The following is a 26,744-nucleotide window of genomic DNA, read 5'->3' as shown; positions in this document are numbered from 1 at the left end:
CGCTCATGCACCGCGGGGCCCGTGTGGGCTTCCCACACGAAACCCCGCGTGACATTGTCGGTTCCCTACCGGCGTGGGGTGATGCGGCGACGACCCGTGGCCGATTCGGACATCGCGCCGAGGATCAGGGCCGACTGCACGATCAGGGCGTCCCGAGCGTGCGTGGCGTCCCACCCGATGATGTCCGCGACGCGGCGCAGGCGGTAGCGGACGGTGTTCGGGTGCACGAAGAGCTCGCGCGCCGTCGCCTCGAGCGACCGACCGGTGTCCAGGTAGCACCACAGGGTCTGCAGGAGCTCGGTGGACTGGTCCTTGAGCGGCACGTAGATGCGCTGCACCAGGGCGGACCGGGCGAGCGGGTCGCCGGCCAGGGCGCGTTCGGGCAGCAGGTCGTCGGCCAGCGCCGGACGGGGGACCCCGCGCCATGCCCGCGCGACGGCGAACCCGGCGAGGGCCGCCTTCGCACTGGTCGAGGCGTCGACGACCCCGGGGACCTCGTTGCCGAGCACCAGGTGGCCTTCGCCGAACAGCGGCTCGAGCGCCTGCGCGATGGCCGTGAACGAGACCGGGTCCTCGCCCTCGGGCACGTCGTCCCGCGGGGTCGAGCGCCCGATCACCACGACGAGCCGCGAGCCCTGCACACCGACGAGCACGTCGGCGTCCATGTGGCGGGCGGTGCGGCGGACCTGGTCGACCTCGAGCTGCTTCGGTGCCGTGCCGACGAGCACCGCGACCTCGCCGTGCCCGTGCCACCCGAGGGCGGCGATGCGGGACGGCAGCTCGTCGTCGTACTCGCCCGACAGGATCGAGTCGACCACGAGCGCCTCGAGTCGGGCGTCCCACAGCCCGCGGGCCTCGGCCGCCCGGGCGTAGACGTCCGCTGCCGCGAAGGCGATGTCGCGCGAGTACTTCAGGATCGCTTCCTGGAGCATCTCGTCGTCGGCGGCGCGTTCCTCGACCACCGTGACGACCACGCGGATGAGCTGCAGGGTCTGCTGCAGGCTCACCGAGCGCAGCAGCTCACGCGGGGCCGAGCCGAAGACGTCGGCCGCGGCGATCCACGGCGTCGACGCGGTGCCCTCGAGCCAGCTGATGAACGAGGTGATGCCCGCCTGGGCGACGAGGCCCACGGCGGAGCGGCGCCCCGGCGGCATCTCGCTGTACCAGGGGAGGGTGTCCTCGAGCCGCTTGATCGTGGCGGTGGAGAGTTCTCCGGACACCTGACGTAGCCAGGAGAGCGCCCGCTCGCGCGCGCTCTCCTGGCTCTGGGCCTTCGACAGGCCCTCGGTGTCCGGCTGGACGGGCGTCACCTGCTGATCAGCTCTCGCCGCCCGCGCTGCCCGTGGTGCCGGCGGTCACGTCGTGCAGGCGGTACTTGTCGATCGCCTGCTGGACGAGTGCGCCGTCGACCTTGCCCTGGCGGGCGAGCTGCTGCAGCGTCCGCACGACGACCGAGGGGCCGTCGATGTGGAAGAAGCGGCGAGCGGCCGGACGGGTGTCCGAGAAGCCGAAGCCGTCGGCGCCGAGCGTGGCGTAGTCGGTCGGCACGAACGGGCGGATCTGCTCCTGCACCTGGTGCATGAAGTCGCTGACTGCGACGACCGGCCCCTCGGTGGCGAGCAGGCGCTCGGTGACGTACGGCGTGCGCGGCGACTCGTTCGGGTTGAGGAACGCGTGCTGCTCCGCGTCGAGACCGTCGCGGTACAGCTCACCCCAGCTCGTGACGCTCCAGACGTCGGCGGAGACGCCCCAGTCCTCGGCGAGGAGCTGCTGCGCCTCGAGGATCCACGGCACGGCCACACCGGACGCGAGCAGCTGGGCCTTCGGGCCGTCGTGCTCGCTCGGCTTGAGCAGGTACATGCCCTTGACGATGCCGTCGACGTCGATGCCCTCGGGCTCGGCCGGCTGGACGATCGGCTCGTTGTAGACCGTCAGGTAGTACATGACGTTCGGGTCGCTGTGCTTCGGCGAGCCGTCCTCGTTCGTGCCGTACATCCGGTCGAGGCCGGCCTGCACGATGTGCCCGATCTCGTACCCGTACGCGGGGTCGTACGACACCACGGCCGGGTTCGTCGTCGCGAGGAGCAGCGAGTGGCCGTCGGCGTGCTGCAGTCCCTCGCCCGTCAGCGTCGTGCGACCGGCGGTGGCACCGATCATGAAGCCACGGGTCATCTGGTCGCCGGCGGCCCAGATGGCGTCACCCGTGCGCTGGAACCCGAACATCGAGTAGAAGACGTAGACCGGGATGAGCGGCTCGCCCTGCGTCGAGTACGAGGTGCCCACCGCGGTGAACGCCGCCATGGCCCCGGCCTCGTTGATGCCGACGTGGATGATCTGGCCCTGCGGGCTCTCCTTGTACGCCAGGAGCAGCTCGCGGTCGACCGACGTGTAGTGCTGGCCGTTCGGGTTGTAGATCTTCGCCGTCGGGAAGTACGCGTCCATGCCGAACGTGCGGGCTTCGTCCGGGATGATCGGCACCACGCGGTTGCCGAAGTCGGGGGAGCGGAGCAGGTCCTTCAGCAGCCGTGCGAACGCCATGGTGGTGGCGATCTCCTGCTTGCCGGAGCCCTTCTTGACGACCTGGTACTTCGCGTCCTCGGGGAGGGTGATCGAGGTGTACTTGGTCCGACGCTCCGGCACGTAGCCACCGAGCGCCTGACGACGCTCGTGCATGTACTGGATCGCCTCGTCGTCGTTGCCCGGGTGGTAGTACGGCGGCGTGTAGGGGTTCTCTTCCAGCTGCGCGTCGGAGATCGGGATGCGCATCTCGTCGCGGAACTGCTTGAGGTTGTCGAGCGTGAGCTTCTTCATCTGGTGGGTCGCGTTGCGGCCCTCGAAGCTCGGGCCGAGGCCGTAGCCCTTGACCGTCTTCGCCAGGATGACCGTCGGCTGGCCCTTGTGCTCGGTCGCGGCCTTGAACGCGGCGTAGACCTTGCGGTAGTCGTGGCCACCGCGCTTGAGGTTCCAGACCTGGTCGTCGCTGTAGCCCTCGATGAGCTCGAGCGCCTTCGGGTCGCGCCCGAAGAAGTTCTCGCGGACGTACGCGCCGTTCTCGGCCTTGTACGTCTGGTAGTCGCCGTCCGGCGTCTGGTTCATCAGGTTGAGCAGCGCGCCCTCGGTGTCGCGGGCGAGCAGGTCGTCCCACTCACGCCCCCAGACGACCTTGATGACGTTCCAGCCCGCACCGCGGAAGAACGCCTCGAGCTCCTGGATGATCTTGCCGTTGCCGCGCACCGGACCGTCGAGTCGCTGCAGGTTGCAGTTGATCACGAAGTTCAGGTTGTCGAGGCCGTCGTTCGCCGCGACCTGGAGCTGTCCGCGCGACTCGACCTCGTCCATCTCGCCGTCGCCGAGGAACGCCCAGACCTGCTGGTCGGAGGCGTCCTTGATGCCACGGTTGGTGAGGTACTTGGCCTGCTGCGCCTGGTAGATCGCGTTGATCGGGCCGATGCCCATCGACACGGTCGGGAACTGCCAGAAGTGCGGCATGAGCCGGGGGTGCGGGTACGACGACAGGCCGCCGCCGGCGTGGGACTTCTCCTGCCGGAACCCGTCGAGCTGGTCCTCGCCGAGACGTCCTTCCATGTAGGCGCGGGCGTACATGCCGGGGGAGGCGTGGCCCTGGAAGAACACCTGGTCGCCGCCGGACGCGTGGTCCTGCGCGCGGAAGAAGTGGTTGTAGCCGACCTCGTACAGCGCGGCGCTCGACGCGTACGTCGAGATGTGGCCGCCGACGCTGATGCCCGGACGCTGCGCGCGGTGCACCGTGATGGCCGCGTTCCAGCGGATCCACCGGCGGTACCGGCGCTCCAGTTCCTCGTCGCCGGGGAACTCGGGTTCGTTCTCCGGCGCGATGGTGTTCACGTAGTCCGTCGTCGGGACCATCGGCACACCGAGGTGCAGTTCCTTGGACCGCTTGAGCAGGCTCAGCATGATCTCGCGACCGCGCTGGTGTCCGTGGGTCTGGACCAATCCGTCGAGGGACTCACGCCATTCGGCGGTCTCCTGCGGGTCCTGGTCGTTCGCCCCGGTGCTGTACGGGTCCTGGTCGTTCACCGTCACCCTTGACCTCGTTCGTTCTCGTGGTGGTGGACATGGTGGCTCCGGTGGTCGGGTCACGACCGGATGGGGCCCCGTCCACTCTAGGCCCCAGCACCGACGGTGATGCTGATGGTGCGGTGCACGTGGCGGGTGCTTGCATTCGGGTGCGGTCGGCGTAGCATGGCCGATCGTGCACACGCGACCCGCGTGCGCACGGACCCGACGGGTACACCCCACACCCGAGGAAGAAGCACACGTCCCGATGGCTCTCGAGATCGGCTCTCTCGCGCCGGACTTCGAGCTCCCGAACCAGTTCGGTGAGCACGTCCGACTCAGCGACTTCCGCGGCAACCGCCCGGTCGCACTCGTCTTCTTCCCGCTCGCGTTCTCGTCGAACTGCACGAACGAGCTCTGCGCCCTGCAGGACAACGTCGCGATGTTCCAGGACCAGCGCGTCGAGCTGATCGGCATCTCCGTCGACTCCAAGGCGACGCTCCGCTCCTTCGCCGAGCTCAACGGCTACGACTTCGAGCTCCTCGCCGACTTCTGGCCGCACGGCGCGGTCTCGAAGGAGTACGGCGTCTTCCTCGAGCACAAGGGCTTCGCCACCCGCGCGACCTTCGTCATCGACGTGCAGGGCCGGATCAAGGCCTCGATCATCACCGAGCCCGGCCTGCAGCGCGACGTCGCCGAGTACAAGGCCGCGCTCGACCGCCTCGCCGCCTGCACCGCACCCGTCCCGGTCGGCTAGCGTTCCGAATCCCTCCTGCGACGCATCCGCGTCGACAGCGGACAGGAGGCCCGGTGCACGCCATCGACACGGACGCACGTGACCGTGTGGTCACCACCGAGGCCTACGCCCCCTCCCCGGTGTCGCCCACGCCCGCCACGTGGCACCTCCGGCGTACCGAGGTCCTGACGCCCGCTGGAGCCGTCGTGGTGCACCACCGCCCGGGTCCCGATCCGCTCCTGCTGTTGCACGGCGTCGCGGGCTCCTGGTCGACCTGGACCCCGCTGCTGACCGCGGCGCACGGCGTCGGTGACCGTGGCCTGGTGCTCGTCGACCTGCCGGGATGGGGATCGTCGCCGGCGCCGAGCGGCGCGTTCGACCTCGACGACGTGACCCTGTCGCTGGTGGCGGTGCTCGATGCACTCGGGATCACGACGGTGGACGTCGTCGGGCACTCGATGGGGGCCTTCGTCGGCATGCACCTGGCGGTCGTCGCGCCCCGGCTCGTGCGGTCGGTGGCCCTGGTGTCCGGCACGACCGTCGCAACCGCGGACGCCGCACGGCGCCCGCTCCGAGGGCTCCGGACGCTGCCGTCGTTCACCCTGCTGCGTGCGGGCCTGTCGATCACCGGCGAGGCCGCGCGGCCGATGCTCCGGGCACTGTCCCGCGTCGGGCTGCTGCCGCTGCTCGCCGCACCCGTCTTCACGCACGTGCGACGCCTCGACCGCAGCGTGCTCGACGCCTTCGTCGAGGAACTCCGGCCGACCCGGTTCACCGACGCGGCGCGGACCGCTGCGGGCTACGACCTCGCCCGCTGGCGGGGGATCACCTGCCCGGTCACCGCGATCGCCGGGCGCGACGACGTGTTCGCGCGCGCCTCGGACCTCGACGCCCTGCGGGAGCTCGTACCGCAGGTCCGCACGGTCCTGCTCGACGACTGCGGGCACTTCGCGCACGTCGAGCACCCGGACGCCGTGGCCCGGGAGCTCGCACTCGCCTGACCGCGTCCGGCGCCGATGCGCTCGATCCGGGCGCGCCCCGCGCGACAAAGCGGTTGTCGTACGACGTCGACCATGTCGTCCCCGCGTGGCCGCAACAGTTGCGATCGCGCGGCTACGACACCCTCGATGTCGTACGACGTCGAGGGTGTCGTTCGGAGTCGGGACGCGCGGGTCAGGCGGGGACGGGGAACGTCGCTGCGACGCGGGAACGCACCTCGGTGCGCACGGCGCGACGCATCACGGGGGAGAACAGCGAGTGGTCGCCGTCCTCGACCCGCACGATCGACACCGAACCGCGCCGACCGACACCGCCGTAGCGGCGCAGGGCCTTCTGCCCGCCGAGCCGGTCGAACAGGGCGGCGTCGTCCGGGGCGGCGATCACGACGACGTCGGTGCCGTGCTCCACGAGCGGTCGGACGTGCTCGACGACGCCGCCGACTCGGTCCCGCCGGGCGATCCACGCACGCAGGCCCTTCGGCACGACGGCGTTGTACAGCCGACGGACCCACAGCCGACGTGCCGAGGGGGCGTCGACGGCGCGGACGGCGTCCTCGTAGCTGCCCGGTGCCGCCGGCTGTCGGCGGTAGTCGTTCGGGCTGATCTCGACGACCAGACGCGGAGCTTCGTCCGCCGACCGACCGGCGAGCCACGCGCCGGCGCACATGCCGACGAGCACCAGGCGGTCCGAGGGGGTACCGAGGTCGGCGACGACGGCGGACTGGTCCTCCACCCACTCCTGGGCGAAGAGGAAGCTGCGTTCGTCCTCGCGCACGCTGGTGCTCTCGCCGGTGGCACGGCGGTCGACCCGGACGACGCGGGCGCCGTCACGGGCGAGCGCGCGGGCGAGGTCGACCTGGTAGTCGGTCGCACCGACCCGGTGTTCGGCGGCGCCGTTGTGCAGGACGACGAGCGGGGCGTCGTGGTGCTGGGCTGACGACACGGTCTCGACGGCGAACAACGCGTCGGGGCCGAGGTGGACGATGCGCTCCGACACGCGGCCGTCGACGTCCAGGACCTCGTCGAGCACGGGCGACACCACCGGCGCCGCAGCGGTCGGTGCCCAGGCGTCGAGCCAGGCGACGGCTCGGTCGACCGCGGCTCCGGGGATCCGGGCGTGGATGCTGGTGCCGTCGAGCAACTCGGCGCTGCCGGGCACCTCGACGGTCTCGACGGGTCCGAGGGCCTTCGGCGCGCGGGTCTCGGGCCGCACCAGCGCCACGGTCGGACCGGTGCGCGGCGCGAAGGCGAGGGCGGAGAGCGCCGTCGCCTCGTCGGGTTCGACCTCGATGCCGATCAGGCTCTCGACGCCGTCGACGATCCGCTCGCTGCCGATCGTGATCGTCGCGAGGGCACGTTGCCGACGGAGCCAGCCCCGACCGGACGCCGGGGCGTCCCAGACGAGCAGGGCGTCGGTGTCCTCCGCGGCGGCCGCGGCGACGAGGGATGCGGAGGCGAGTCCGACGAACGCCACGTGCTGCACTCCCGACGTGCGGAGCACGGCGGCCGCGTGGCGTGCGGACCGGACCTGCGCGTCGGGGTCGGTGTCGGGTGCGCCGTCACCACGTCCGGACGGGTCGTAGCGCACCGAGGCGATGCCACGGGCCTCCAGGCGGTCTGCGAGCAGGCGGAGCGTGCGGTACGCGATCACGCCTTCCTGACCCAGCGGCGGGCAGATGACGACGCCGGCCCGCGCCGCGGGCGGCAGCTGCACGGCGGCGCGGACGGCCGGCGAACCGGACCATCCGTGCAGCGTCGTCACAGCTCGAGTGCCGCGCGGACCGACGCCGGCCAGGCGTCGACGTCCGTGCCGTGTGCGGCGAACAGGGCGATGGTGATGCGCTCCAGGCCGAAGGCGATGCAGGCGCTGTGGGCGACCTCGCCGTCGGCGGTGCGGAGGCCGAACGAGGTGCCGAAGTGGTCCTCGTGCAGGTTCGCCGAGCTGATCGCCGTGGTCGGGTGGTCGTCGCCGTAGACGGGCGTGACGAACTCGAACTTGAGCGCCTGCTCGACCTGGTTGCGGGCGAGCATCTGCCCGACGCGGCCGAAGAACGGGTCGTTGGCGGGGACGACGTCGATCTCGAGCCCGAACGACTCGAGCAGCTCGCGCATCACCGGGATCCGGCCGTCGCGGTGCTGCTGGGCCGACGCCGGCGTGCCGATGTGCACGAACTCGTGCATGTGGAAGGCCTGCAGGCGCATCGGGTCGAGTGACGGCTCGCGGCGGAAGGAGTCGCCGACGATGTCGAAGAAGCGGCCCTCCTGCGGGATCGTGTCGCCGACCAGGCCGTACACCGGGTGGCAGACCGCGGGGGTGAGCATGAGGTCGGCGGGCTCGAGGAAGCCCTCCCAGCGCTCACCGCGCTCGCGGGCGGCGAGCAGTGCCCGGTGCGTGCGGTCGTCGCCGGTGAAGCCGGAGATCGACGCGGCGAGGTCCGGGAACGACGCGATGTAGTCGGTGCGCTCGAACGCGGCGAGCGGCTCGACCGGCGGGAACCGCAGCACCTCGGCGTCGAGGTCCTGCTGGCTGCGCACGGCTGCGGCGTCCACGGCCGTGTAGACGCGCTCGAACACGCCGGTGCGGCCGTACAGCCCGGGGGAGCCGAGGTCGATGAGCACACGGTCGGCGAGCAGACGGGCACGGAGTGCGGCGCGGGCGGCGTCGAGGTCCGGAGCGGTGGGGCTCGTCGTGCTGGTCGTGCTGGTGCTGGGGTCCGTGAGGGTCACAGGATCACTCCCGTCATGAGGGCCAGGTCGGCGTCGTTCTTGAGGAGACGGTCGTTGCTCACCATGACGGCGGCACCGTGGGCGTCTCGGAGGTGTCGGGCGATGCTCATCGGACCGGAGGCCGCGTAGCCCGCGATCCCGACGATCCGCATCGCCTTCGTGACGATGTCGGTGACGCGCTCGGACGCTCCGATCTTCAGGGCGTTCGCGGCGAGGGCGGAGGCGCTCGAGGCGAGCACCTCGGGGTCGTCGGCGGCGGCGTCGAACCGCTCGGCGGCGTGCCGGACGGAGTCGGCGAGGGCCTGCAGGTCGACCAGGAGTTCGGCGAGCCGGAGCGCTCCGGGCGGGGTCGTCCCGATCGCGGCGCGGGCCTGCTTGCGGACGGCCGTCCGGGCGCGCTCGCTCGCCGAGGCGGCGATGCCGAGCCACACCGAGGCCCAGAGCACGTGCGAGACCGGCAGGACCGTCTGCGCCGAGATCGCGGCGTAGTCGTCGCGGAACACCCGGTCGACGGTGGTCTCGGTGTCGAGGATCCAGCCGTTGCTGCAGGTCCCGCGCAGCCCCATGGTGTCCCAGGTGGAGGTCTGCGACAGCAGCATCGAGTCGGTCCGGCAGATGAGCAGCCGCTGGTCGGAGGCCGGGGCGTCCGGGTCGCGGCGGGCGGTGACGAACACCGCGTCGGCCTCGGTGGCGTACGAGATCACCGGCGCGTCCTTGCGCAGGCGGATCCGGCCGTCGTCGGTGGCCTCGATCGAGCACGTGGAACGGCGGGCGTCGCCACCGACACCGCGCTCGGTGGTGGCCGAGGCGACGAGTGCGCCGTCGCGGACCGCTGCGATGGTCTCGAGCACGCCGGCACCGTCGCCGCCGTGCCGCCAGAGCGCCATCACCTGGCCCTGGTGCATCGCGAAGACCATCCCGGTGGCGGCACAGGCACGCCCGAGCTCGGTCGCGATCGCGGAGAGCTCGGACACCGAGGCGCCCTCGCCACCGTGCTCGGCGGGGACGGCAGCGGCGAGCAGACCGTACTCGCGCATCGCCGCGATGGCCTCGCGCGGCGGACGGGCGTCGCGGTCGACCTCGTCCGCGAACTGCGCGGCGACCGCGGCGACGGCGGCGGCACGCTCGGCGAACCGGTCGACGACCGCGGTCGCCGACATGGTCAGGGTCACGAGGCGAGTTCCGCAGCGGCCACGATCGACTCGACGGTGGCGAAGGTGGACCGGTTCAGGACCGAGTCGGGGAACTCGACGTCGAGCTCGGACTCGACGGCGAGCATGACGTTCACCGTGGCGTGCGACGACAGCCCGAGCGCGTACAGGTCGGCGATCGAGGCGACGTCCTGCGCGTCCACGGTCAGGCGCCCGTGGTCGGCGAGGGCCCGGCGGACGGCCTGCTCGATCGCCGGGTCGGCGAGCGTCGCGGTCGTGGTCGCCGTCGGTGCGGTCGTGCTGGAGTGCTGTGGTTCCTGGTCCATGACGGCAACGATAAGGAAGACCGGGCCTCGGGAAACCGCCGTGCGGGTGCGCGAAACCGCACGGCGTCCGACGCCCCTGTGCGGTGGTACAGGGTGGCGCGGAGGTGGGGTGGGGCGGGGTGCGGTGGGGCGGGGTGCGGTGGGGCGGGGCGAGGTGCGGTGGGGCGACTCGGAACGACGAAGTCGACGTCGTACGACATCGAGATCGTCGTTCCGAGTCGGCGGTGCCGGCGGTGGCGTCGCCGGCGGCGCCCCGTCAGCGGTCGGACAGCGCGACCGCCGTCGCCACGGCCAGCCCCCGCTCGTGCGCGAGCGACACCGCGATCGGGCCGCACCCGACCGACTCGGCCAGCGCGGCGGCGGCCCCGGTCAGCTCCACCGTCGGGGCCCCGTGGTCGTCGAGGACGATCGCCACGTCGCGCAGCGGGATCGCCTGGTCCGGAGCGGGGCGGAGGAGCTTCACGACCGCTTCCTTGCCCGCGAACCGTGCGGCCAGACGCTCCGGGTCGTCGCCCGCGTCGGTGCGCTCCCGGACGGTGAAGAGCCGGTCCAGGTACCGCTCACCGTGGGCGGAGATGCCCGCCACGACGTCCTCGACCGCAGCGAGGTCGGTGCCGGTCCGGATCGTGCCCATGGCAGCAGGCTACGCAGGTCGCGGTGGCCGCGCATGCCGGCAGCGGCATGGGCGTCGGAGGGGGTTCGTATGATCGGTGCCAGAGACCACCGAGGGGGAACCGATGGCATCACCGTGGACCGGCATCATCGAGGACGCGCGACACTACCCGTCGCCGCACAACTCGCAACCGATCGTCGTGCGCGTCGAGGACGACCGCACCGCGACCGTGTTCTACGACCTGCGACGGGGGCTGCCGGCAGAGTCCTTCGGCATCCCGTTCGGGCACGTCTGCGCGGGGGTGTTCCTGGCCGGGCTCGAGGTCGTCGCCCGGGCGCACGGCTTCTCCGTGCAGGAGCGGCTCGACCACGCCGAGATGGACTTCGGCCGGCTGGACGCCGCGGCCGACGACCGTCTGCACCGCTTGGGCAGCGTGCGCCTGCGTCCGCGGGCGGTCACGGCGGACGACCGGGAGGCCCTGGCACGCTTCCTCGCGCGGCGCACCTCACGCAGGCCCTACGACGCCACCCTGGTGGACGACTCAGCGATCGAGGTCGCGTCCGCCATCGCGTCGGCAGCCGGGCAGCGCTTCCGCACCACGTCCGACCGGGCGACCGTCGACGAGATCGTGCGCGTCAACCAGGAGACGCTGTTCGACGACCTGCAGCACGACGCCGTGCACGACGAGATCCTGCACTGGCTGCGGTTCTCGAAGCGGCAGGCCGCGACCACCGGTGACGGTTTGTCGGCCGAGACGATGCTCATGCCCGGACCGGTGCTCCGGTTCGCGATGGAGCACCGCGGGCTGTGGGAAGCCCCCGGTGTCGGCGGGGTCTTCAAGCGCGTGTACCTGTCGACGATGCGCGGGGTCCGGCAGCTCGGCTGGCTCGAAGGGCCGTTCCGGACGCCGGCCGAGTACGTCGAGGCCGGCCGTGTGTTCATGCGGATCTGGCTCGACTTCACCGCGCGCGGGATCGCCCTGCACCCGTTCGGCACCGTGATCACGAACCCGCGCTCGCACGCCGCCTTCGTCGAACAGGCCGGCGTCGACGAGTCCGACGGCCGGATGGTGTGGATGCTGTTCCGCTTCGGGCACAGCGCGCCACCGCCCTTGGCACACCGCAGACCAGCGGCCGCCATGACGCTCGGGGGTGCACGGTGAAGCGCGCCGCGGTCTTCACGGTCGTGTGGGTCGTCGAGACCTTCGTGGCGCTCTTCATGCCGCGCGTCGGCACCCACAAGCTCCTGCTCACGCCGGGCATCGAGCCGCTCCGCTGGACCCTCGGACGCTGGCGTGCCTGGCGGACCGTGGAGCGGGCTGCGAAGCGGGTGCCTGCGTACGGGGCCTTCCTGGCGGAGGCGGGGCGGGCCTCCCGTCCGTTCCGTCTCGACACGCGTGGCGGGATCGCCGCAGCGATCTCGGGGCTGCCCGAGATGGACAAGGAGTCGTACGTCAAGCGGTGGAGCATCCCGGAGCGCTGCGTGGACGGACGGCTGCCACGGCGCGGGGTCGTCGTCGACGAGTCGAGCGGGTCGAGCGGCACGCCGACCAGCTGGGTGCGGGGTCCCGACGAACGGCAGGCCACACGGCAGCTGCTGCAGCTCGGGTTCTCGCGCACCGCGAAGGACCTGCCGAAGCAACCGTTCGTGCTCAACGCGTTCTCGCTCGGGGCGTGGGCCACGGGCATGAACGTGACGGCGTCGCTCACCGAGTCGTCGATGATCAAGTCGATCGGGCCGGACCGCGACAAGATCGTGCAGACGATGCGCGAGTTCGGCACCGACTTCACGTACATCATCTGCAGCTACCCGCCGTTCCTGAAGGCGCTGTTCGAGGACGACCGGCTCGACTGGAGCGAGTACACGATCGTCGCGGCGTTCGGTGGCGAGGGCATCAGCGAGAACATGCGCGCCCACATCGAGCAGTACGCGCAGGCCGTGCTCGGGTCGTACGGGGCGAGCGACCTCGAGATCAACCTCGGCATCGAGACGCCGTTCAGCGTGCAGCTGCGTCGGGCGATCGCGGCGTCGCCCGAGCTGTCCGCCGCGCTGACGAAGCAGGCCGAGTACGGCGTGCTGCCGATGGTGTTCCAGTTCAACCCGTTCGGGTACCTCATCGAGACGAACGAACTCGGCGAACTCGTCGTCACGATCACCCGATCCGAGAACATCAGCCCGCGGATCCGGTACAACATCCACGACCGCGGGCACGTCGTGCGGATGCGTCCACTGCGGCAGACGCTCCGCGCACACGGCTTCGACGAACTCGCCGACGCCGCCGAGCTCGACCTGCCGCTGCTCTTCCACTACGGCAGGTCCGACCTGTCCGTCGACTACAACGGCGCGGTCGTCGCGCCCGACGTCGTGCGCGACGTGGTCTACGGCGACCCGGAGCTGCTCGAGGCCGTCGAGAACCACCGGCTGATCAGCTACGAGGACGACCGGGGCGACCGCCAGCTGCACATCGCGTTCCAGCTCGCTGCGGGCGCCGGGTCCTTCGACTCGGACGCGGCGCGCCCCGCGGTCATCGCCGAACTGCGGCGGCTGAACAAGGACTTCTCGAACGCGATCCGCACTGCGCCGCCCGGCACGCTGCCGACGGTGGCGTTCTACCCGTACCGGACGGGGCCGTTCCGCGAGGACGGCAAGAAGCTCAAGAACGAGTACGTGTGGCAGTTGCCGGCCGGCTCCGTCGAGCAGTGGGGGCTCGACCTGGCGTGGGTCGCGCCGAAGGAGGCCTGAGCGGTTCGGTGTGGTGCGAGGTTCCGTCTTCGGTGTGACTCCCGGCGGGGCGCACCGGGTACGGAACCTTGCACCGTTCGCGCTAGCCGTACTGCGGCGGCCAGTCGAAGGGGGCTGGCAGGCGCGGGACCTCGCCGATCGTCGTGACGATCAGGACGACCTCGCGCCGGTTCGTCAGCTCGATGGAGCGTGGGTTGCCGATCGTCCGGCGCCCGTCCACCCACACCGTGAGCTCACCGCGCAGGCCGCCGACGTGTTCCGGACCGAGCGAGACGCCCCACTCGTCGAAGAACTGACCGAGCGTGAACGTCTGCTCGGTGGGGGACTCGACGTGCACGATGCCCGAGGTGTCGTGCGTGTGGATCGCGGCGGCGAACTTCCCCCGGTCCGAGTGCCCGACGTTCGCCGGGACCGTCACCGGGCTGTCGCCGTCGAGGATCGTCAGGTGGGTGTGGACGTGCTCGGCGAGCCGCTCGCCCCACACGTTCCGCAGGCCCGCCGCGTCGGCTCGGGCGGACAGGTCGGTCGGCCGCGGCCAGGGTGGGGCGTCGCGCGACGTCCCCGCCCCCGGCGCGGCACAGCCCGTCAGCAGCAGCAGTGCGGCCACCGCGACCGCGACGACGCGCGTCCTCACCAGCGGTCGTGGACCGTGGCGCGGAACCACGTGTCGTAGAGGTCGCGCACCGTGGCGTCCAGGCCGTCGATCTCCGGCAGGTCGCCGGCCGCCGCGTTCGACCGAGCCTGCTCCGGGTTGCGGGCACCGGGGATCGCCGCGGTCACGCCGTCCTGCGCGATGACCCAGGCGAGCGCCGCCTGCGGCACCGAGACGGCGTCCGGCAGCGACGCGGCGAAGGTCTGCGCCGCGCGCACGCCGTCGTCGTAGTCCACACCGCTGAACGTCTCGCCCTGGTCGAAGGCCTCGCCGTGGCGGTTGTAGTTGCGGTGGTCGCCCTCGGCGAACGACGTCTCCGTCGTGTACTTGCCGGACAGCAACCCCGACGCCAACGGGACGCGCGCGAGGATGCCGACCCCTGCCTCCCGGGCTGCCGGCAGCACGCGGTCGAGCGGCTTGAGCCGGAACGCGTTGAGGATGATCTGGACGCTCGCGACGCCGGGCCGGGCGATCGCGGCGAGTGCCTGGTCGGCCGTCTCGACGCTGACGCCGTAGGCGGCGACCGAGCCGTCCGCGACCAGCGCGTCGAGGGCGTCGTACACGGCGTCGTCGCCGATGACCTCGGACGGCGGGCAGTGCAGCTGCACCAGGTCGAGCGTGTCCTGCCGCAGGTTCGTGCGGGAGCGGTCGACCCACTCGCGGAAGTTCGCTGCGACGTAGTTCGACGGGACCTGCTCGGCACGCCGACCCATCTTCGTCGTGACCGTCACCGGCACGTCGGGGTTCGACGCGCGCCACGAGCCGATGAGTTGCTCGCTGCGACCGTCGCCGTAGACGTCGGCGGTGTCGAAGAGCGTGACGCCGGACTCCACCGAGGCGTCCATCACGGCGTTCGCGTCCGCTTCGCTCACCGGGCCCCAGTCACCGCCGAACTGCCACGTCCCGAGACCGATGGGGGAGACTTCGCGGCCGGTGCGACCGAGGGTGCGACTCTGCATGCCGCCGAGCGTAGTCAGTGGGTTGCGGCGGTCGCTCAGCCGATGGTTCCGGCGGTCGCTCAGCCGATGGTTCCGGCGGTCGCTCAGCCGATCGTGGAGACGCCGCGGCGGAGCAGCGCACGGGCCGCTCGAGCGCGGGGGATGACCCACACGGCTGCCCACAGGACCATGCCGGCCCAGAGCAGGATCAACATCGTCGTGATGAGGGCGTCGTGCTGGTCACGCATCGACCACGTCATCGCGATCCACAGCGTGCCGAGGACGACCTTGCCCCAGCCGGCTCCCTCGCGGTCGGCCTGCGCCTGGACGAGTGGGATCCACAGCTCGGCGGGTACTCCGACCGGGATCTGGCCCTCGGCGACCCAGTCGCGGACGAGGACCGAGTTCTCGTACCCGCCCTCGGCGCGCCAGGACCGGAGCTGCAGGTACACGGCGATCGCGGCACCTGCCGCCGCGGACGGGATGCCGACGGAGACCAGGACGGCGGTGGTCGCCTCGGTCCACGACGACAGCACGAGCATGACGAGGACGACCGCGAACGCGGCACCCGTCACCCCGGAGCCGAGGAGCCGCAGCCGCCCGGATTCGTCGAGGACACCGGCACCGTTCACGAGGGAGAGGGTACGCGCCGTTGCTGCCCGCCCGCCCGTCCTCCTTCGGTCGGTGCTGCCCCGAGGTTCCGAAATCTCGAGGGACGCGGCCGACAGGGTGCGAGCGGACAGGCCCGGGTCAGCTGTGCGCCAGGAGCCAGCACATGCCGGCGGCGGCGAAGGCCATCGCCCAGCTCACCAGGCTGCCGATCAGGAAGTACTCCGCCTGGTAGCCGGTCGTCTCGCGCCGGATCTCGGGGAACCGGACGATGCCCTTGGCCGCGATCAGTGCGGCGACCACCGGGAATGCCCCCGCCACCGCGAACCCGGCCAGCAGCAGCCGTTCGATCGGGCCGATCAGGCGTCCGCCCTTGAGGCGCACCGTGCCGTCCCCGGACTGTTCGGCGTCGGCGTCGGAGCGTCGGCGTCGCCCGAACCGGCGGCGGAGGACATCGGCTTCGGCGCCCGTGGTGGCTCCGCGCTGCAGTCCCGGCGGGAGTGCCTGGGCGACGACCACGTTCGCGGAGTCGACGAGGAACAGCGCCGAGCCGACACCGCCCACGACGGCGGCGAGCGGAACGGCGTCGACGAACGCCAGGCCCGAGCCGTCGTGCCAGTCGACCACGAAGCCCGTGCCGTCGGGCAGCGGCCCCCAGAGCAGCAGCACGGCGACAGCGACGGCGAGCAGGACCGCGGGCCAGGACCCGGACCGCCGCAGCAGCCCCCGGGTCGCCGGCGCGTCACGGTCGTCGTCGGCGGTCGCGGCACCGGCTCGGACCGGCGCGGTCGTGGCGATCCACGCGGCCGCGAGCACCACCGTGACCAGGACGCTCCACACGGGGACACCGAGACCGAGCCACGCCACGGCGGACACCCCGGCCCACAGCACGACGACCGCGATGGTGGTCAGCGTGCGCTGCCGGTGCGCGTCGGCACCGGTGCGGGCCCGGACGACGTCGCCCAGACCGATGAGTGCGAGGAGGATCCCGGCGAGCATCAGCGTTCCTGTCCCACGAGGACCCGGAGGCCCTCGACGATCGCGGCCACGCCCGACTTCTGCACCGACTGGGACACCGCTGACGGGGTGACCCCCTCGGCTGCGGCGATCTGTGCCTGGGTCCGCCCCTGGACGAGGCCGAGCGCGATACGTCTGGCCCGGGGCGTCAGGCGGGCCAGGACGTGGTCGCGGCTGAGGAAGTAGGCGTTCACGAGTCGCTCCTCGGTGCCGTGGCGATCGTCGGACGCGTGGAACCACGACCGGAGGAAGGACGTCCTGCCGTCTTCACGGCGGTGCGTCTCGTTGATGGCGTCGCGGGCGGACCACCAGGCCGGGCCGTCCTGGAGCGGACCGCTCGTGCCGGACCCCACCGTCCGCACCGTCCCGCGACCCATCCCGAGCCGGACCTGCACCGTCGGTGGCAGCGCGAGCATCGCGGCGGTGCTGGCGACGAGCGCGTCGGTGAGCGTGGCGTAGATCACCTGGAACTCGTCGCCGACGGTCGCGTGCACCGGGTCCACCGGGGTGACGTCGGTCGTCTCGCGGAACGCCTGCTCGACATCGCGCTGTGCGGCGGGGCGGTCGTCGAGCGTGCGTGAGTCGACGAGGTCGAGGATCACGGCGTAGACGGACTCGTCGGACATGGGTTAAGTGTACGGCTTACTATCGGCGAAATGAAGCCGAGCGCTGAACTGGCCAGCGGCCGGGCTGTCCAGCGCAACGATACGGGGGATCGACCTCTAGGATCGTGTCGCGGGCTCTTAGCTCAGTTGGTAGAGCACTTCGTTTACACCGAAGTGGTCGGCGGTTCGAGCCCGCCAGAGCCCACCGCACACGCGATCACGGGGGGTCCGATGAACAGCCGACGACACGAGCCGGTCCGACAGCACTCCGTCGACTCCTTGCCGGGAACGAGTGGGAACCCGGTCGCGCCGTTCCAGCGCGACCACCAGCCCGGACAAGGTCCGATCCGTCACGACTGGGTGTACCTCGTCCCGATCGGCGCGGTCTTGGCCGGCGGCGTCATCGCGTTCTTCGTGTGGGGGAACTGACCTCGTGAACGGTCGACCCGGGTTCGTCCGACTGTTCGCTGGAGTGATCGGTGCGGTGATCGTGTCGGCCGTCGCCCTCACCGGCTGCTCGGACGGTGATGCCGCACCACGTGCATCGGCGAGTGCGCACCCGACCGGAGCGTCGACGACGCCGCGTGCGAACCCGACGACCGACGCGGCCGAGTACTTCTCGATCCTGCGGCGGCCGGTCACCGCCGCGGACGCGCTGCCCGAGGAGGACCGGACGACGGCTGCCGCCGACATGGTCCCGGGCAGCGCGCGGTTCGCCGTGGAGCACGACGGCACGACGTACTGGATCGCCACCGTCGCCGACGGCGGAGCGTGCCTGATCGCACGGAACGGTGACCCCGACAGTGCCGACAACTACGCGGTGTGCGGCGGCGGGCAGGTTCTCCAGCCGGCATCGGTCATCACGAGCATGATCGACGAGCAGGAGCACCAAACCGTCTTGGTGTCCGACGGCTACACCAGTGTCGGAGCGGACCCGCTGCAGGAGCTCGCCCCCAACGTCTGGGTGTCGGCGCCCGGCGACTGATCCACACCGCGATCACGATGCGACGCGGTGCGACGAGGTCGTTGTCGCACGACGTCGACCTCGTCGTTCCGCGTCGGGTCGGCGCCGACCAGCGCCCGCCCAGCGCCCGCGTCAGCCGGCCACCGCGTGCGGGTACTCGTCCGAGCGCCCCTGGAACGCGAGGATCGCCGGGTTGCGAACGTGGCCGTCCTCGATCTCGACGGCGCGTCGGATCGTGTCCGAGTCGGCCCACGCAGTCGCGCCCGCCATCACCGGCCGGAGGAACGGCATCAGCGCGTCGCTGATCTCCCACGTCGTCGAGTTCCAGAGCAGCGACGGGCTGTGGTCGACGGCGTAGTAGTTCGTGCTCTCGCCGACGGTGGTCATCGGTTCGGCGAAGGTCGTCGCCTGCGCCCACTCGAACCCCATCCCCACGTCGATCGAGACGTCGACGATGAGGCTGCCCGGTCGGAACACGCCCAGGTCCTCGGTGCGCAGGTACGTGAGCGGGGCGTTCGGGTCCTGGAGTGTGCAGTTCACGACGATGTCGTTCTCGGCCAGGTACGGCGCCAGCGGCACCGGACCGTCCTCGGTCTTGACCGTGTTGCCGCTGGGGTCGTGGTCGTCCTGGCTGATCTGCAGCATGTCGACGGAGGGGATCGGCGACCCCACGGCGGCGATGTCGCGGTTGGTCAGGACGCGGACGTCGTGGATCCCGTGGGCGTTCAGCGCGGTGACGGCACCGCGGGCGGTGGCCCCGAAGCCGATCACGACCGCGGTGAGGCGGCGGCCGTAGTCCCCGGTGGAACCACAGAGCTGCAGGGCGTGGATGACCGAGCAGTAGCCCGCGAGCTCGTTGTTCTTGTGGAACACGTGCAGGCTGAACCCGCCGTCCGACCGCCAGTGGTTCATCGACTCCCACGCGATGAGGGTCAGGCGCTTGTCGATCGCGACCTGGGTGAGGGCGGGGTCCTGCACACAGTGCGGCCAGCCCCACAGGACTTGTCCGTCCCGCAGGTCCTCGAGGTCGGACACCTGGGGCTTGGGCAGCAGGACGACGTCCGACGCGGCGATGAGCTCGTCTCGGTCCGCCATGGCGCCGACGAGGGGTTCGAGTTGGTCGTCCGTGATGCCGAAGCGGTGACCGTACCCGCGTTCCAGGATGACGTTCGCGCGCAGGTCGGGGTCGATGCGCTCAAAGTGGGCGGGATGGATCGGGAGGCGGCGTTCGTCGGGTTTCCGCGACTCGGCCAGCACCCCGAGGTGCAGCAGCGGCGATGCTGCCGGTGTTTGGGTCATGGTGCACTCTACGGCCGCTTGCCGCCGCCGAGCGGCCGAGTGGCCGAGCGGCCGAGCCGCCGAGCGGCCACGTCACCCGCGGCGGTCGGCGAGCGCCGTGAGCACCAGAGCCTCCATGTCGGGGCCGTCCTGGGCCTCGTGGTCGATCAACAGTCCGTGCATCCCGGCGGCCCGGGCCGCCTCCACGTCGTGCGCGACACTGTCCCCGACGAACAAGCAGCCGCTCGGCTCGACGCCGAGTTCGGCGGACAGGGTCTCGAATGCTCGACAGTCCGGCTTCTGCACGCCGATCCGCTCCGAGGTGCACACGACGTCCACCGTGTCGAGCAGGCCGGTCCGGCGCAGTTTGTCGACCTGCTGCGTCTCGGTGCCGTTCGTCAGCACGCCGATGCGGTACCCCCGCACACGGAGCGTCCGCAGCAGCGGCAGGCTCCCCGGGTACGAGCGCCACGATGCCTCGTAGTGGTGCCGGTACGCCTCGAAGAGCTCGTCGAGCCTCCGGTCGTCGGCGGGGATCGGCACGCCGAGCGCGGGCAGCACGGCCCGCAGCCGTTCGCGCCGCTGCTCGGGGAAGCTGATCTGCCCGGCTCGCCACCGCTCGAACTGCTCGGTCTCGGCGGCGAACCAGCGGGCGATGGCGAACGCCGAGGCGGGCACGTCGAGCGACTCGAGGAACCGGGTGGCACCGGCGGTCGCTGCGCCACGGTGGTCGAACAGCGTCCCGTCGAGGTCGAACCCGACCGCTCGCAGATGCACCATGTCCTCAGCGTAGGGACGGCGACCTCGCCGACCTGACGTGCTGCGGTTCTCCGCACGATGTGGGCCGGCCCGTCGGAGTTCGGCCAGGATGCACTGGGGGCGTCGTCCTGCCGGAAGAGGAGTCACCCCATGCGGGTCTTGAGCTACGTCCTGCTCATCGTGCTGATCACGGCGCTCACCCTCGGGGGCACCCTGCTGGCGGTGTTCGAACTCAGCGACGTTTCGGACGTCCTGATCATCGCGGTGAGCGTCAGCATCCCGATGTTCGTCGTCGGACCTGCGGTGGTCGGGTCGTTGGCGGGCTACTGGGACCACCGGTCGTCCACGGACAGCTCCCGGTACCTGCGGTGGTGGCTGCTGGGCGTGGTCGCCGTGGACGTGGCGGGTGCGGTGGTCATCGTGCTCGCGTCGGTCTCGGCCGGCGCGCCGGTCTGGGTGCCGGTCGTGCTGATCGGGGGAGCGGCGGTGCTGCTGGTGATCGCGCGGCCACTCGGTGCGCTGTTCCGGCGCACGGAGCCGTCGCCGTCGGCGTACCCGGTCGGCTACCGGTTCGGACCGGCCGAACTCCGCCACACGATCGTGGTGATCGCGGTGACCTTCGGCGTGTCCATCGTCGTCGTGACGATCGGCGTGGTGGTCCTGGCCGCCTTCACCGGGGACGACCCCGTTGGACTCACCCAGGCGGCCTTCCTCGCCGGCCAGCTGGTCTTCACTGCGACCGCGTTCGCGGCCCTGCTCCAGTCGCTGCCGTTGAACGGGCTCTTGCGGGCGTCCGCCGGCCACGACCTCGGTCGACTCCGTCGCTTCGCGAAGATCGTGGCCCGCGGCGCGGACCTGCCGCTCGACCCGGCTGAGCAGGTCGGCGCCGTCCGGTACGCCACGGTGGTCCCACTCGCGCTGCGGTTCCAGCTCGCGTACATCGGGCTGCTCTACACAGCGCTCGCGTTCCAGATGGTGTCGACGTGGCTCCGCGGCGACCTCGGGATCCTGCCGCCGGTGTTCCTCGTGCTCATGGTGGCGGTGCTCGTCTGGGTCGTCCCGCTGACGCTCCGCCGGATCCGCCGTGCGACGGCCTACGCCGCGCGGCACGCGGACCTGGTCGACATCGACCAGACTTGATCCGTGTCCCAGACGATCCACTTCCACCAGAAGCACCACGACGCCGTCCAGCGCGGCGAGAAGGTCACGACGGTGCGCTGGCACGAGGACGTCCGCACCGGCCCCGCGGTGTTCGTCTTCGACGAGCACCCCTCGGCGACGCCGTTGACCGGCCAGGTCACCGAGGTGACCGACCACCGCCTGGCGGAGCTCACCCCTCGGGCGGCGCACCAGCCGGCCGACACCGACATGGTCGACTTCGCCCGGCAGCTGCGCGCCAACTACTACCCGGACATGCCGGACGACGCGGTGGTCCAGGTCGCGGTCATCGCGCTCGACGCGACGCCGGCTGCGTGACGTCCGTCAGGGCGGTGGACGGGACGACCTGACGGACGGGAGGCGCGGTCCGGGCCCGCCCCGCGCCTCCCGTCCGCCCGTCGGCCCCGCCCAGGGCACGCGGTCCGGCAGCGCACGGGTCACCGGTGCAGCGTGGCCTTCGGGTACTCCCCGTAGCGGCTCGTGTACTCCGCCGAGAACCGGCCGAGGTGGGCGAACCCCCAGCTGCGGGCGACCTCGCTCACCGAGGTGGTCGCAGTGTCGAGTCGCAGCAGGTCACCCCGGACGCGCTGGAGCCGGACGGACCGGACGTAGGCCGACGGCGGCATCCCGAACAGCCGCTGGAACGACTCCTGCACGGCACGGACGCTCAAGCCGGACACCGCGGCGAGGTCCGACACGGCGATGGGTTCCGCCGCGTGCTCGTGCACGTGGTCGACCGCTCGCCGGATCCGGGCGTTCCGCGGTGCCCACAGGGCGCTCGACGGTTCGGCGGCCTTCGGCGGGTACAGGGCGAGGAAGGCGACGGCGACGGCCCGGGTGGCATCCGACCACGCGGTCGAGGTCACACCCTGTGCCGCGAGGACCCGACGAGCGGACTCGAGGACCTGCCGCCAGCGCACGACGGCGTCCGCTGCGGGGACAGCACGCTCGTCGAGGTGCAGGCCGCCGGAGGGCAGGCCGTGGCGCTCCTCGGCGACGGACCGCACGAACGCGCGGGTGAGGTGCACCATGACGGCGTCGTGGTTGCTGGCCTCGACCACGGCGCGTCGTTCGGTGGGCATCAGCGCCGGCACGCCGTTGTCGACCGGCCCGCCGCCGCGCAGGAGGTCGAGCGTGACGACGCCGCCGAGCACCAGGACGACGATGTACGCGTCGTCGGGGGCCACGGTGCCGCGGACGTAGCCGCGCATCTGCGACCGGCGGAGCGTCACGTTGCCGTCGCCGACGGCCAGGTACCGGAACGAGTACGCCCCGGTGGTCGGACGGGTCTGCCAGGAGGTGCCCGTGACGAGGCCCGGCAACTGCTCGAGGGCCTGCTCGGGCGTGGACGCCGAGGCCTCCAGGCGGACCGGAGCGGCGGCGGTGGCGGTGTTCGGTTCGGTGGTGGTCGCGGATGACGTCTCGTCGACGGATTGTTGCGGCACGGTGACACTCCCTGATCGTCTCGAGGAACACAGGAGTTCCGGCGACCGGGGTCCGGGGCAGCTGCCGCCAAGCTACGTCGGTCCTGCTCCGGGCACAAGGGTGGTGATGATGCTCCTGTTCCGCGCGGTGCGCGCTCTCCTACGTTCCGTGACGAATCACTGCGCCCCGTTACGTCGACGCTCGTGCGCGTCGCTCGCTCGTGTTTGCATCGCTCCACTGACGAGGGAGTGTTGCATGACGCACGTCGAACGCACCGCCCGCGCGGCCACGGTGCCGTTGCGGATCGCGGTGTTCTCGCACGGCACCGAGGCGCCGCCGGCGACCCGGGCCTACCGCGAGGAGCTCGAGCTCTTCACCGCGGCGGAACGCCTCGGGTACGACGGGGCCTGGGTCCGCCAGTTCCACTTCCGACACGACGACGCACCGGCGCGCGGCGGACTGCCGTCACCGTTCCTGTTCTTCGCGGCCCTCGCCGAACGGACGTCCACCCTGCGGCTCGGGCTCGGAGCGGTCACGCTGCCGCACGAGGACCCGGTCCGGGTCGCCGAGGACGCCGCCGTCCTCGACGCGATCAGCGACGGCCGGGTGGAACTCGGCGTCGCGAACGGTGGCAGCCCGGAGACCCTCGACGTCTTCGCACCCGCTCTGGTCGGGGCCGACCACGACACCCGTCGTGTCGCGTTCGACGAGCAGCTCGCACGGCTGCTCGACGCGCTGCGCGGTGCGTCACTCGGCACGGGGACCGCACGCCTGAACCCCGACGGCAGCGGGCTGCTCGACCGGATCTGGGACGCCACGCTCAGCGCCGAGAGCGCCGCGATCGCCGCTCGTCGGGGGCACGGAGTGCTGATCGGTACCACGCAGACCGTGCCGGCCGAGGTGACCGCGGACGCCTACCACGCCGCCCTGCCGGACGGCGCTGTTCCCCGCGTCGCGGTCTCGACGGCGATCTACCCGGCCCCGGACCGCGAGACCGCGTTGCGCGAGGCGCGTGCGGGCATCGAGGCGAAGTACGCGTGGGGCGAGTCGTTCCTGCCGCCGGCGACGACCCTGGCCGAGAAGGCCGCGTCGCTCAACCTGCACTACGGCACGGCCGACGACATCGCGGAGTCGATCGCGTCGAAGCCGTACTCCCGGTACGCGACGCAGCTCAACGTGCAGGTCGACGACGGCTACTCCGACGTCGGTGCACGGACGGACGCCCTCGCGCTGTTCGCCGAGCAGGTGGCCCCGCAGCTCGGCGCCGTCCTGGCCCACGAGGCGGTGACGGCATGACCCGCGACGGCGGCCTGGTGCTCGGCGGGATGGTGTTCTACCCCGGTGGCGAGCACGTCACGAGCTGGCGCCTGCCGGGCAGCGAACCGGACGCCTACCTGGACGTCGAGTACTACGTCCGGTTCGCGCAGACGCTCGAGCGCGGTGGGTTCGCGACGCTGTTCATCGCCGACGAGCTGTACGTCTGGGACCGCTTCGCGTCGGGCATCGACCACGCCGTGAACATCCGCACCGAGCCCTTCACCCTGCTCGGTGCCCTGTCGCAGCGGACCGAGCACATCGGGCTCGCCGCGACGGTCTCGACCACCTACAACGAGCCGTACCACGTGGCCCGGAAACTGGCGTCGATCGACCACCTGAGCGAGGGTCGGGCCGCCTGGAACCTCGTCACGAGCGCCTCGGACGAAGAGGCCTGGAACTTCGGTCGCGACGCGAACCTCGACCACGCCGTCCGCTACCGCCGGGGTGCCGAGTTCGTCGACGTCGTGCAGGGCCTCTGGGACAGCTGGGACGACGACGCGTTCCTGTACGACCAGGAGTCCGGGTACTTCGCGAAGCGCGACGGACTGCACGTGCTCGACCACGAGGGCGAGTTCTTCCGCGTGCGCGGGCCGCTCAACATCGCCCGGCCGCCGCAGGCCCACCCGGTGCTGTTCCAGGCCGGGGCGTCCGAGGCCGGCCGCGCGCTGGCCGGGGCGAAGGCCGAGGGCGTCTTCACCCTCTGGCAGGACGACCTCGCCGACGCGCAGGCCCTGTACGCCGACTACAAGCGCCGCGCCGTCGAGCACGGACGTGACGCGTCGTCGATGCTGATCCTGCCGGCGGTGTCGCCGGTGATCGGCGACACCGAGGCCGACGCGCTGCGGCAGCTCGACGAGATCGAGGAACTGACTCCGGACCGCGTCTCGCTCGACCTGCTGTCCCACTACCTGCAGACCGACCTGTCCGACCGGCCGCTCGACGCACCGTTCGAGCACGTCTTCGACGAGACGGCGATCAACCAGTCGAAGTCCGTCTACGAGTCGATCCGCCGCATCGCCGCCGAGGCCACCACGCTGCGCGAGGTCTACCGGACGATCCTGCGCCGTCGGTTCCTGCCGGGCACGCCCGAGCAGATCGCCGACTGGCTGACCGAGCGCTACCAGCAGGACGCCGCCGACGGCTACATGCTCGCGTTCTCGTCGATCCCGGTGAGCGTCGACCGGTTCGTCGACCAGGTCGTGCCGGAGCTCGAACGTCGTGGCGTGTACGACCGCACGTACCGCGGCGACACCCTGCGGGAGCACCTCGGGCTGGCGCGACCGGCGAGCCGGTACGACGGTTCGGCAGCCGCGCCCGCGCCCGCGGCTGTCGACCAGGAGGCGTCCGCATGAGCGACCGCATCCTGCTGGGCGCCTTCGCCTTCCACCCGGGCGGCGCGCACGTCACCGGGTGGCGGCACCCGTCCTCGCGCCCCGCCGAGCACCTGAGCATCCGGCACCACCGCCACATCGCGCAGACCGCCGAGCGCGGGGTCTTCGACACGCTCTTCCTCGCCGACGGCCTGTACTTCTGGGACCGGTACCCGTCGGGCGTCGACCACTACGGTGCGCTGCGGCCCGAACCGTTCACGCTGCTCGCCGCGCTGTCCCAGGTGACGTCGCGGATCGGCCTCGCCGCGACCGTGTCGACGACCTACAACGAGCCGTACCACGTGGCCAGGACCCTCGCCTCGCTCGACCACCTCAGCCGTGGGCGAGCCGCGTGGAACCTCGTCACGAGCCGCTACGACGAAGAGGCTCGCAACTTCGGTGGTGACGCCCACATCGACCACTCCCGGCGGTACGAGCGCGGTCGCGAGTTCGTCGACGTCGTGAACGGGCTGCTGGACAGCTGGGACGACGACGCGATCGTGGCCGACCCGTCGTCCGGGGTCTTCGCGCGCCGCGACGGCCTGCACCGTCTCGACCACGAGGGCGAGTTCTTCCGGGTGCGCGGGCCGCTCAACATCGCCCGGCCGCCGCAGGGCCACCCGCTGCTGTTCCAGGCCGGCGGGTCCGAGTCCGGACTGGAACTCGCCGCCGACACGGCCGACGCGGTGTTCACCCGTGGCGGTTCCACCGCGGACGTCCGACGCTTCGTCGACGACCTGCGCGCCCGCGCCGTCCGGCACGGCCGCTCCGCCGACGCGGTGAAGATCATGCCGTCGGTGATGCCGGTCGTGAGGGAGACCGCCGCCGACGCCCGAGCCGAGGCGGACGCGATCCTCGCCCTGACGCCGGACGCCCTCATCCTCGAGGACGTGTCGCACCAGATCGGGCAGGACCTGTCCGGCCGCGACGTCGACGTGCCGTTCGACTACGCCGAGGAGTTCGACACCTCGAACGAGACCCGCTCGCCGAAGCCCGCGGTCGACCGGCTGCTCGCCGACGGCCCCGCGACGCCCCGCGACGTCTACGCGTGGTCGTACCGCCGCAGCCTGCTGACGGGAACCGGACCGGAGATCGCCGACCGGTTCGAGGAGCTCGCCGACGACGGTGGCGCCGACGGCTTCATCGTGCAGTTCCCGTACCTGCCCGGCGGGATCGACCGGTTCGTCGACCACGTCGTGCCGGAACTGCAGCGCCGCGGCCGGACCGCCACGGCGTACGACGACCTCACCCTGCGCGAGCGCTTCGGACACCCCCGGGTGCCGGACCGCGCGCACCGCTGACCGCACCACCCCTCCCAGCACCG

General features: G+C 71.6%; 26 protein-coding genes and 1 tRNA gene. 12 read left to right on the top strand and 15 right to left on the bottom strand.

The features are described 5' to 3' along the window. Positions 1-65 precede the first annotated feature (65 nt). Together EDF40_RS14405 and aceE are read right to left on the bottom strand one after the other, a co-directional pair. On the bottom strand, positions 66-1,280 hold the full coding sequence (locus EDF40_RS14405) for a CdaR family transcriptional regulator (protein WP_111085717.1): 1,215 nt from the start codon (positions 1,278-1,280) through the stop codon (positions 66-68). A 37-nt stretch (positions 1,281-1,317) separates the two neighbouring features. After that, complete coding sequence (gene aceE / locus EDF40_RS14400) at positions 1,318-4,062, bottom strand: pyruvate dehydrogenase (acetyl-transferring), homodimeric type (protein ID WP_123292581.1); 2,745 nt, start codon at positions 4,060-4,062, stop codon at positions 1,318-1,320. Between the two features lie 241 nt (positions 4,063-4,303). Between aceE and EDF40_RS14395 the strand changes: the two genes are divergently transcribed. Then, entirely contained in the window at positions 4,304-4,792 is a 489-nt protein-coding gene (locus EDF40_RS14395) for a peroxiredoxin (protein ID WP_111085695.1), read from the top strand. A 53-nt stretch (positions 4,793-4,845) separates the two neighbouring features. Then, complete coding sequence (locus tag EDF40_RS14390; RefSeq protein ID WP_185003096.1) at positions 4,846-5,772, top strand: alpha/beta fold hydrolase; 927 nt, start codon at positions 4,846-4,848, stop codon at positions 5,770-5,772. A gap of 172 nt (positions 5,773-5,944) precedes the next feature. On the opposite strand, the gene EDF40_RS14385 is transcribed toward EDF40_RS14390, so the two are convergent. From EDF40_RS14385 to EDF40_RS14365, 5 genes are all read right to left on the bottom strand, one after another. Then, positions 5,945-7,531, bottom strand: coding sequence for an alpha/beta fold hydrolase (locus EDF40_RS14385; RefSeq protein WP_123340426.1), 1,587 nt, complete (start codon positions 7,529-7,531; stop codon positions 5,945-5,947). Next, positions 7,528-8,496 carry an amino acid--[acyl-carrier-protein] ligase gene (locus EDF40_RS14380; protein ID WP_123340427.1) on the bottom strand — a complete coding sequence of 323 codons (969 nt, stop codon included), beginning with the start codon at positions 8,494-8,496 and terminating at the stop codon, positions 7,528-7,530. The genes EDF40_RS14385 and EDF40_RS14380 overlap by 4 nt, the downstream gene beginning before the upstream one ends. After that, positions 8,493-9,668, bottom strand: coding sequence for an acyl-CoA dehydrogenase family protein (locus EDF40_RS14375; RefSeq protein ID WP_221180488.1), 1,176 nt, complete (start codon positions 9,666-9,668; stop codon positions 8,493-8,495). The genes EDF40_RS14380 and EDF40_RS14375 overlap by 4 nt, the downstream gene beginning before the upstream one ends. Beyond that, positions 9,665-9,973: an acyl carrier protein gene (locus tag EDF40_RS14370; protein WP_123340428.1), complete on the bottom strand. Its 309-nt coding sequence runs from the start codon at positions 9,971-9,973 to the stop codon at positions 9,665-9,667. The genes EDF40_RS14375 and EDF40_RS14370 overlap by 4 nt, the downstream gene beginning before the upstream one ends. A 256-nt stretch (positions 9,974-10,229) precedes the next feature. Continuing rightward, positions 10,230-10,607, bottom strand: a complete 378-nt coding sequence (locus tag EDF40_RS14365) for a holo-ACP synthase (RefSeq protein ID WP_123340429.1) — start codon at positions 10,605-10,607, stop codon at positions 10,230-10,232. 103 nt (positions 10,608-10,710) lie between these two features. On the opposite strand from EDF40_RS14365, the gene EDF40_RS14360 reads away from it, so the two are divergent. Continuing rightward, the gene (locus EDF40_RS14360) at positions 10,711-11,748 is read left to right on the top strand and encodes a hypothetical protein (RefSeq protein ID WP_123340430.1); all 1,038 of its coding nucleotides are present in this window, start codon (positions 10,711-10,713) and stop codon (positions 11,746-11,748) included. Further along, a complete protein-coding gene (locus EDF40_RS14355) occupies positions 11,745-13,328 on the top strand; it encodes a phenylacetate--CoA ligase family protein (protein WP_260213432.1) in 1,584 nt (527 codons plus the stop codon). The genes EDF40_RS14360 and EDF40_RS14355 overlap by 4 nt, the downstream gene beginning before the upstream one ends. Positions 13,329-13,410: 82 nt before the next feature. Here EDF40_RS14355 and EDF40_RS14350 read toward each other — a convergent pair whose 3' ends face one another. From EDF40_RS14350 to EDF40_RS14330, 5 genes are all read right to left on the bottom strand, one after another. After that, complete coding sequence (locus EDF40_RS14350; protein ID WP_123340431.1) at positions 13,411-13,962, bottom strand: hypothetical protein; 552 nt, start codon at positions 13,960-13,962, stop codon at positions 13,411-13,413. Next, positions 13,959-14,939 carry an aldo/keto reductase gene (locus EDF40_RS14345; protein WP_123340432.1) on the bottom strand — a complete coding sequence of 327 codons (981 nt, stop codon included), beginning with the start codon at positions 14,937-14,939 and terminating at the stop codon, positions 13,959-13,961. Before EDF40_RS14345 ends, EDF40_RS14350 begins: the two co-directional genes overlap by 4 nt. 83 nt (positions 14,940-15,022) lie before the next feature. Then, positions 15,023-15,550 carry a hypothetical protein gene (locus EDF40_RS14340; RefSeq protein ID WP_123340433.1) on the bottom strand — a complete coding sequence of 176 codons (528 nt, stop codon included), beginning with the start codon at positions 15,548-15,550 and terminating at the stop codon, positions 15,023-15,025. 118 nt (positions 15,551-15,668) lie between these two features. Then, positions 15,669-16,526, bottom strand: a complete 858-nt coding sequence (locus EDF40_RS14335; RefSeq protein ID WP_123340434.1) for a hypothetical protein — start codon at positions 16,524-16,526, stop codon at positions 15,669-15,671. Beyond that, complete coding sequence (locus tag EDF40_RS14330; protein ID WP_123340435.1) at positions 16,526-17,170, bottom strand: SatD family protein; 645 nt, start codon at positions 17,168-17,170, stop codon at positions 16,526-16,528. The genes EDF40_RS14335 and EDF40_RS14330 overlap by 1 nt, the downstream gene beginning before the upstream one ends. A gap of 111 nt (positions 17,171-17,281) precedes the next feature. Here EDF40_RS14330 and EDF40_RS14325 point away from each other — a divergent pair. The 3 genes from EDF40_RS14325 (at position 17,282) to EDF40_RS14315 (ending at position 18,134) form a co-directional block, all read left to right on the top strand. After that, positions 17,282-17,354: transfer RNA gene (locus EDF40_RS14325), tRNA-Val, on the top strand. A 26-nt stretch (positions 17,355-17,380) separates the two neighbouring features. After that, positions 17,381-17,578, top strand: a complete 198-nt coding sequence (locus EDF40_RS14320; RefSeq protein WP_148053870.1) for a hypothetical protein — start codon at positions 17,381-17,383, stop codon at positions 17,576-17,578. A gap of 4 nt (positions 17,579-17,582) precedes the next feature. Continuing rightward, entirely contained in the window at positions 17,583-18,134 is a 552-nt protein-coding gene (locus tag EDF40_RS14315; RefSeq protein ID WP_123340437.1) for a hypothetical protein, read from the top strand. A gap of 111 nt (positions 18,135-18,245) precedes the next feature. Here EDF40_RS14315 and EDF40_RS14310 read toward each other — a convergent pair whose 3' ends face one another. Both EDF40_RS14310 and EDF40_RS14305 read right to left on the bottom strand, forming a co-directional pair. After that, positions 18,246-19,412, bottom strand: coding sequence for a N(5)-(carboxyethyl)ornithine synthase (locus EDF40_RS14310; RefSeq protein ID WP_123340438.1), 1,167 nt, complete (start codon positions 19,410-19,412; stop codon positions 18,246-18,248). A 72-nt stretch (positions 19,413-19,484) separates the two neighbouring features. Beyond that, the gene (locus EDF40_RS14305) at positions 19,485-20,171 is read right to left on the bottom strand and encodes an HAD family hydrolase (protein WP_123340439.1); all 687 of its coding nucleotides are present in this window, start codon (positions 20,169-20,171) and stop codon (positions 19,485-19,487) included. A gap of 129 nt (positions 20,172-20,300) precedes the next feature. Here EDF40_RS14305 and EDF40_RS14300 point away from each other — a divergent pair, with 129 nt between their 5' ends. Together EDF40_RS14300 and EDF40_RS14295 are read left to right on the top strand one after the other, a co-directional pair. Next, positions 20,301-21,290, top strand: coding sequence for a hypothetical protein (locus tag EDF40_RS14300; protein WP_123340440.1), 990 nt, complete (start codon positions 20,301-20,303; stop codon positions 21,288-21,290). A gap of 3 nt (positions 21,291-21,293) precedes the next feature. Then, on the top strand, positions 21,294-21,626 hold the full coding sequence (locus EDF40_RS14295; RefSeq protein WP_123340441.1) for an ASCH domain-containing protein: 333 nt from the start codon (positions 21,294-21,296) through the stop codon (positions 21,624-21,626). 119 nt (positions 21,627-21,745) lie between these two features. On the opposite strand, the gene EDF40_RS14290 is transcribed toward EDF40_RS14295, so the two are convergent. Continuing rightward, the gene (locus EDF40_RS14290) at positions 21,746-22,753 is read right to left on the bottom strand and encodes an AraC family transcriptional regulator (RefSeq protein ID WP_123340442.1); all 1,008 of its coding nucleotides are present in this window, start codon (positions 22,751-22,753) and stop codon (positions 21,746-21,748) included. Positions 22,754-22,988: 235 nt separating this feature from the next. Here EDF40_RS14290 and EDF40_RS14285 point away from each other — a divergent pair, with 235 nt between their 5' ends. The 3 genes from EDF40_RS14285 to EDF40_RS14275 are packed head-to-tail and all read left to right on the top strand — an operon-like array spanning position 22,989 to position 26,721. Next, a complete protein-coding gene (locus EDF40_RS14285) occupies positions 22,989-24,029 on the top strand; it encodes an LLM class flavin-dependent oxidoreductase (protein ID WP_185003093.1) in 1,041 nt (346 codons plus the stop codon). Further along, entirely contained in the window at positions 24,026-25,402 is a 1,377-nt protein-coding gene (locus EDF40_RS14280) for an LLM class flavin-dependent oxidoreductase (protein ID WP_123340444.1), read from the top strand. The genes EDF40_RS14285 and EDF40_RS14280 overlap by 4 nt, the downstream gene beginning before the upstream one ends. Continuing rightward, the gene (locus EDF40_RS14275) at positions 25,399-26,721 is read left to right on the top strand and encodes an NtaA/DmoA family FMN-dependent monooxygenase (protein ID WP_123340445.1); all 1,323 of its coding nucleotides are present in this window, start codon (positions 25,399-25,401) and stop codon (positions 26,719-26,721) included. The genes EDF40_RS14280 and EDF40_RS14275 overlap by 4 nt, the downstream gene beginning before the upstream one ends. Positions 26,722-26,744: the final 23 nt, after the last annotated feature.

Origin of the sequence: Curtobacterium sp. PhB170 (assembly GCF_003752345.1) — a bacterium.
Lineage (GTDB): Bacteria > Actinomycetota > Actinomycetes > Actinomycetales > Microbacteriaceae > Curtobacterium.
This window is presented reverse-complemented; position numbering and strand designations above follow the sequence as displayed.

Bases quoted from the DNA above. Each gene is read 5' to 3' on its own strand.
- EDF40_RS14330 (WP_123340435.1), bottom strand. From the start codon at position 17,170: ATGTCCGACGAGTCCGTCTACGCCGTGATCCTCGACCTCGTCGACTCA.
- EDF40_RS14335 (WP_123340434.1), bottom strand. From the start codon at position 16,526: ATGCTCGCCGGGATCCTCCTCGCACTCATCGGTCTGGGCGACGTCGTC.
- EDF40_RS14310 (WP_123340438.1), bottom strand. From the start codon at position 19,412: ATGACCCAAACACCGGCAGCATCGCCGCTGCTGCACCTCGGGGTGCTG.
- EDF40_RS14280 (WP_123340444.1), top strand. From the start codon at position 24,026: ATGACCCGCGACGGCGGCCTGGTGCTCGGCGGGATGGTGTTCTACCCC.
- EDF40_RS14285 (WP_185003093.1), top strand. From the start codon at position 22,989: ATGACGCACGTCGAACGCACCGCCCGCGCGGCCACGGTGCCGTTGCGG.
- EDF40_RS14305 (WP_123340439.1), bottom strand. From the start codon at position 20,171: ATGGTGCATCTGCGAGCGGTCGGGTTCGACCTCGACGGGACGCTGTTC.
- EDF40_RS14365 (WP_123340429.1), bottom strand. From the start codon at position 10,607: ATGGGCACGATCCGGACCGGCACCGACCTCGCTGCGGTCGAGGACGTC.
- EDF40_RS14395 (WP_111085695.1), top strand. From the start codon at position 4,304: ATGGCTCTCGAGATCGGCTCTCTCGCGCCGGACTTCGAGCTCCCGAAC.
- EDF40_RS14370 (WP_123340428.1), bottom strand. From the start codon at position 9,973: ATGGACCAGGAACCACAGCACTCCAGCACGACCGCACCGACGGCGACC.
- EDF40_RS14360 (WP_123340430.1), top strand. From the start codon at position 10,711: ATGGCATCACCGTGGACCGGCATCATCGAGGACGCGCGACACTACCCG.
- EDF40_RS14320 (WP_148053870.1), top strand. From the start codon at position 17,381: ATGAACAGCCGACGACACGAGCCGGTCCGACAGCACTCCGTCGACTCC.
- EDF40_RS14345 (WP_123340432.1), bottom strand. From the start codon at position 14,939: ATGCAGAGTCGCACCCTCGGTCGCACCGGCCGCGAAGTCTCCCCCATC.
- EDF40_RS14275 (WP_123340445.1), top strand. From the start codon at position 25,399: ATGAGCGACCGCATCCTGCTGGGCGCCTTCGCCTTCCACCCGGGCGGC.
- EDF40_RS14300 (WP_123340440.1), top strand. From the start codon at position 20,301: ATGCGGGTCTTGAGCTACGTCCTGCTCATCGTGCTGATCACGGCGCTC.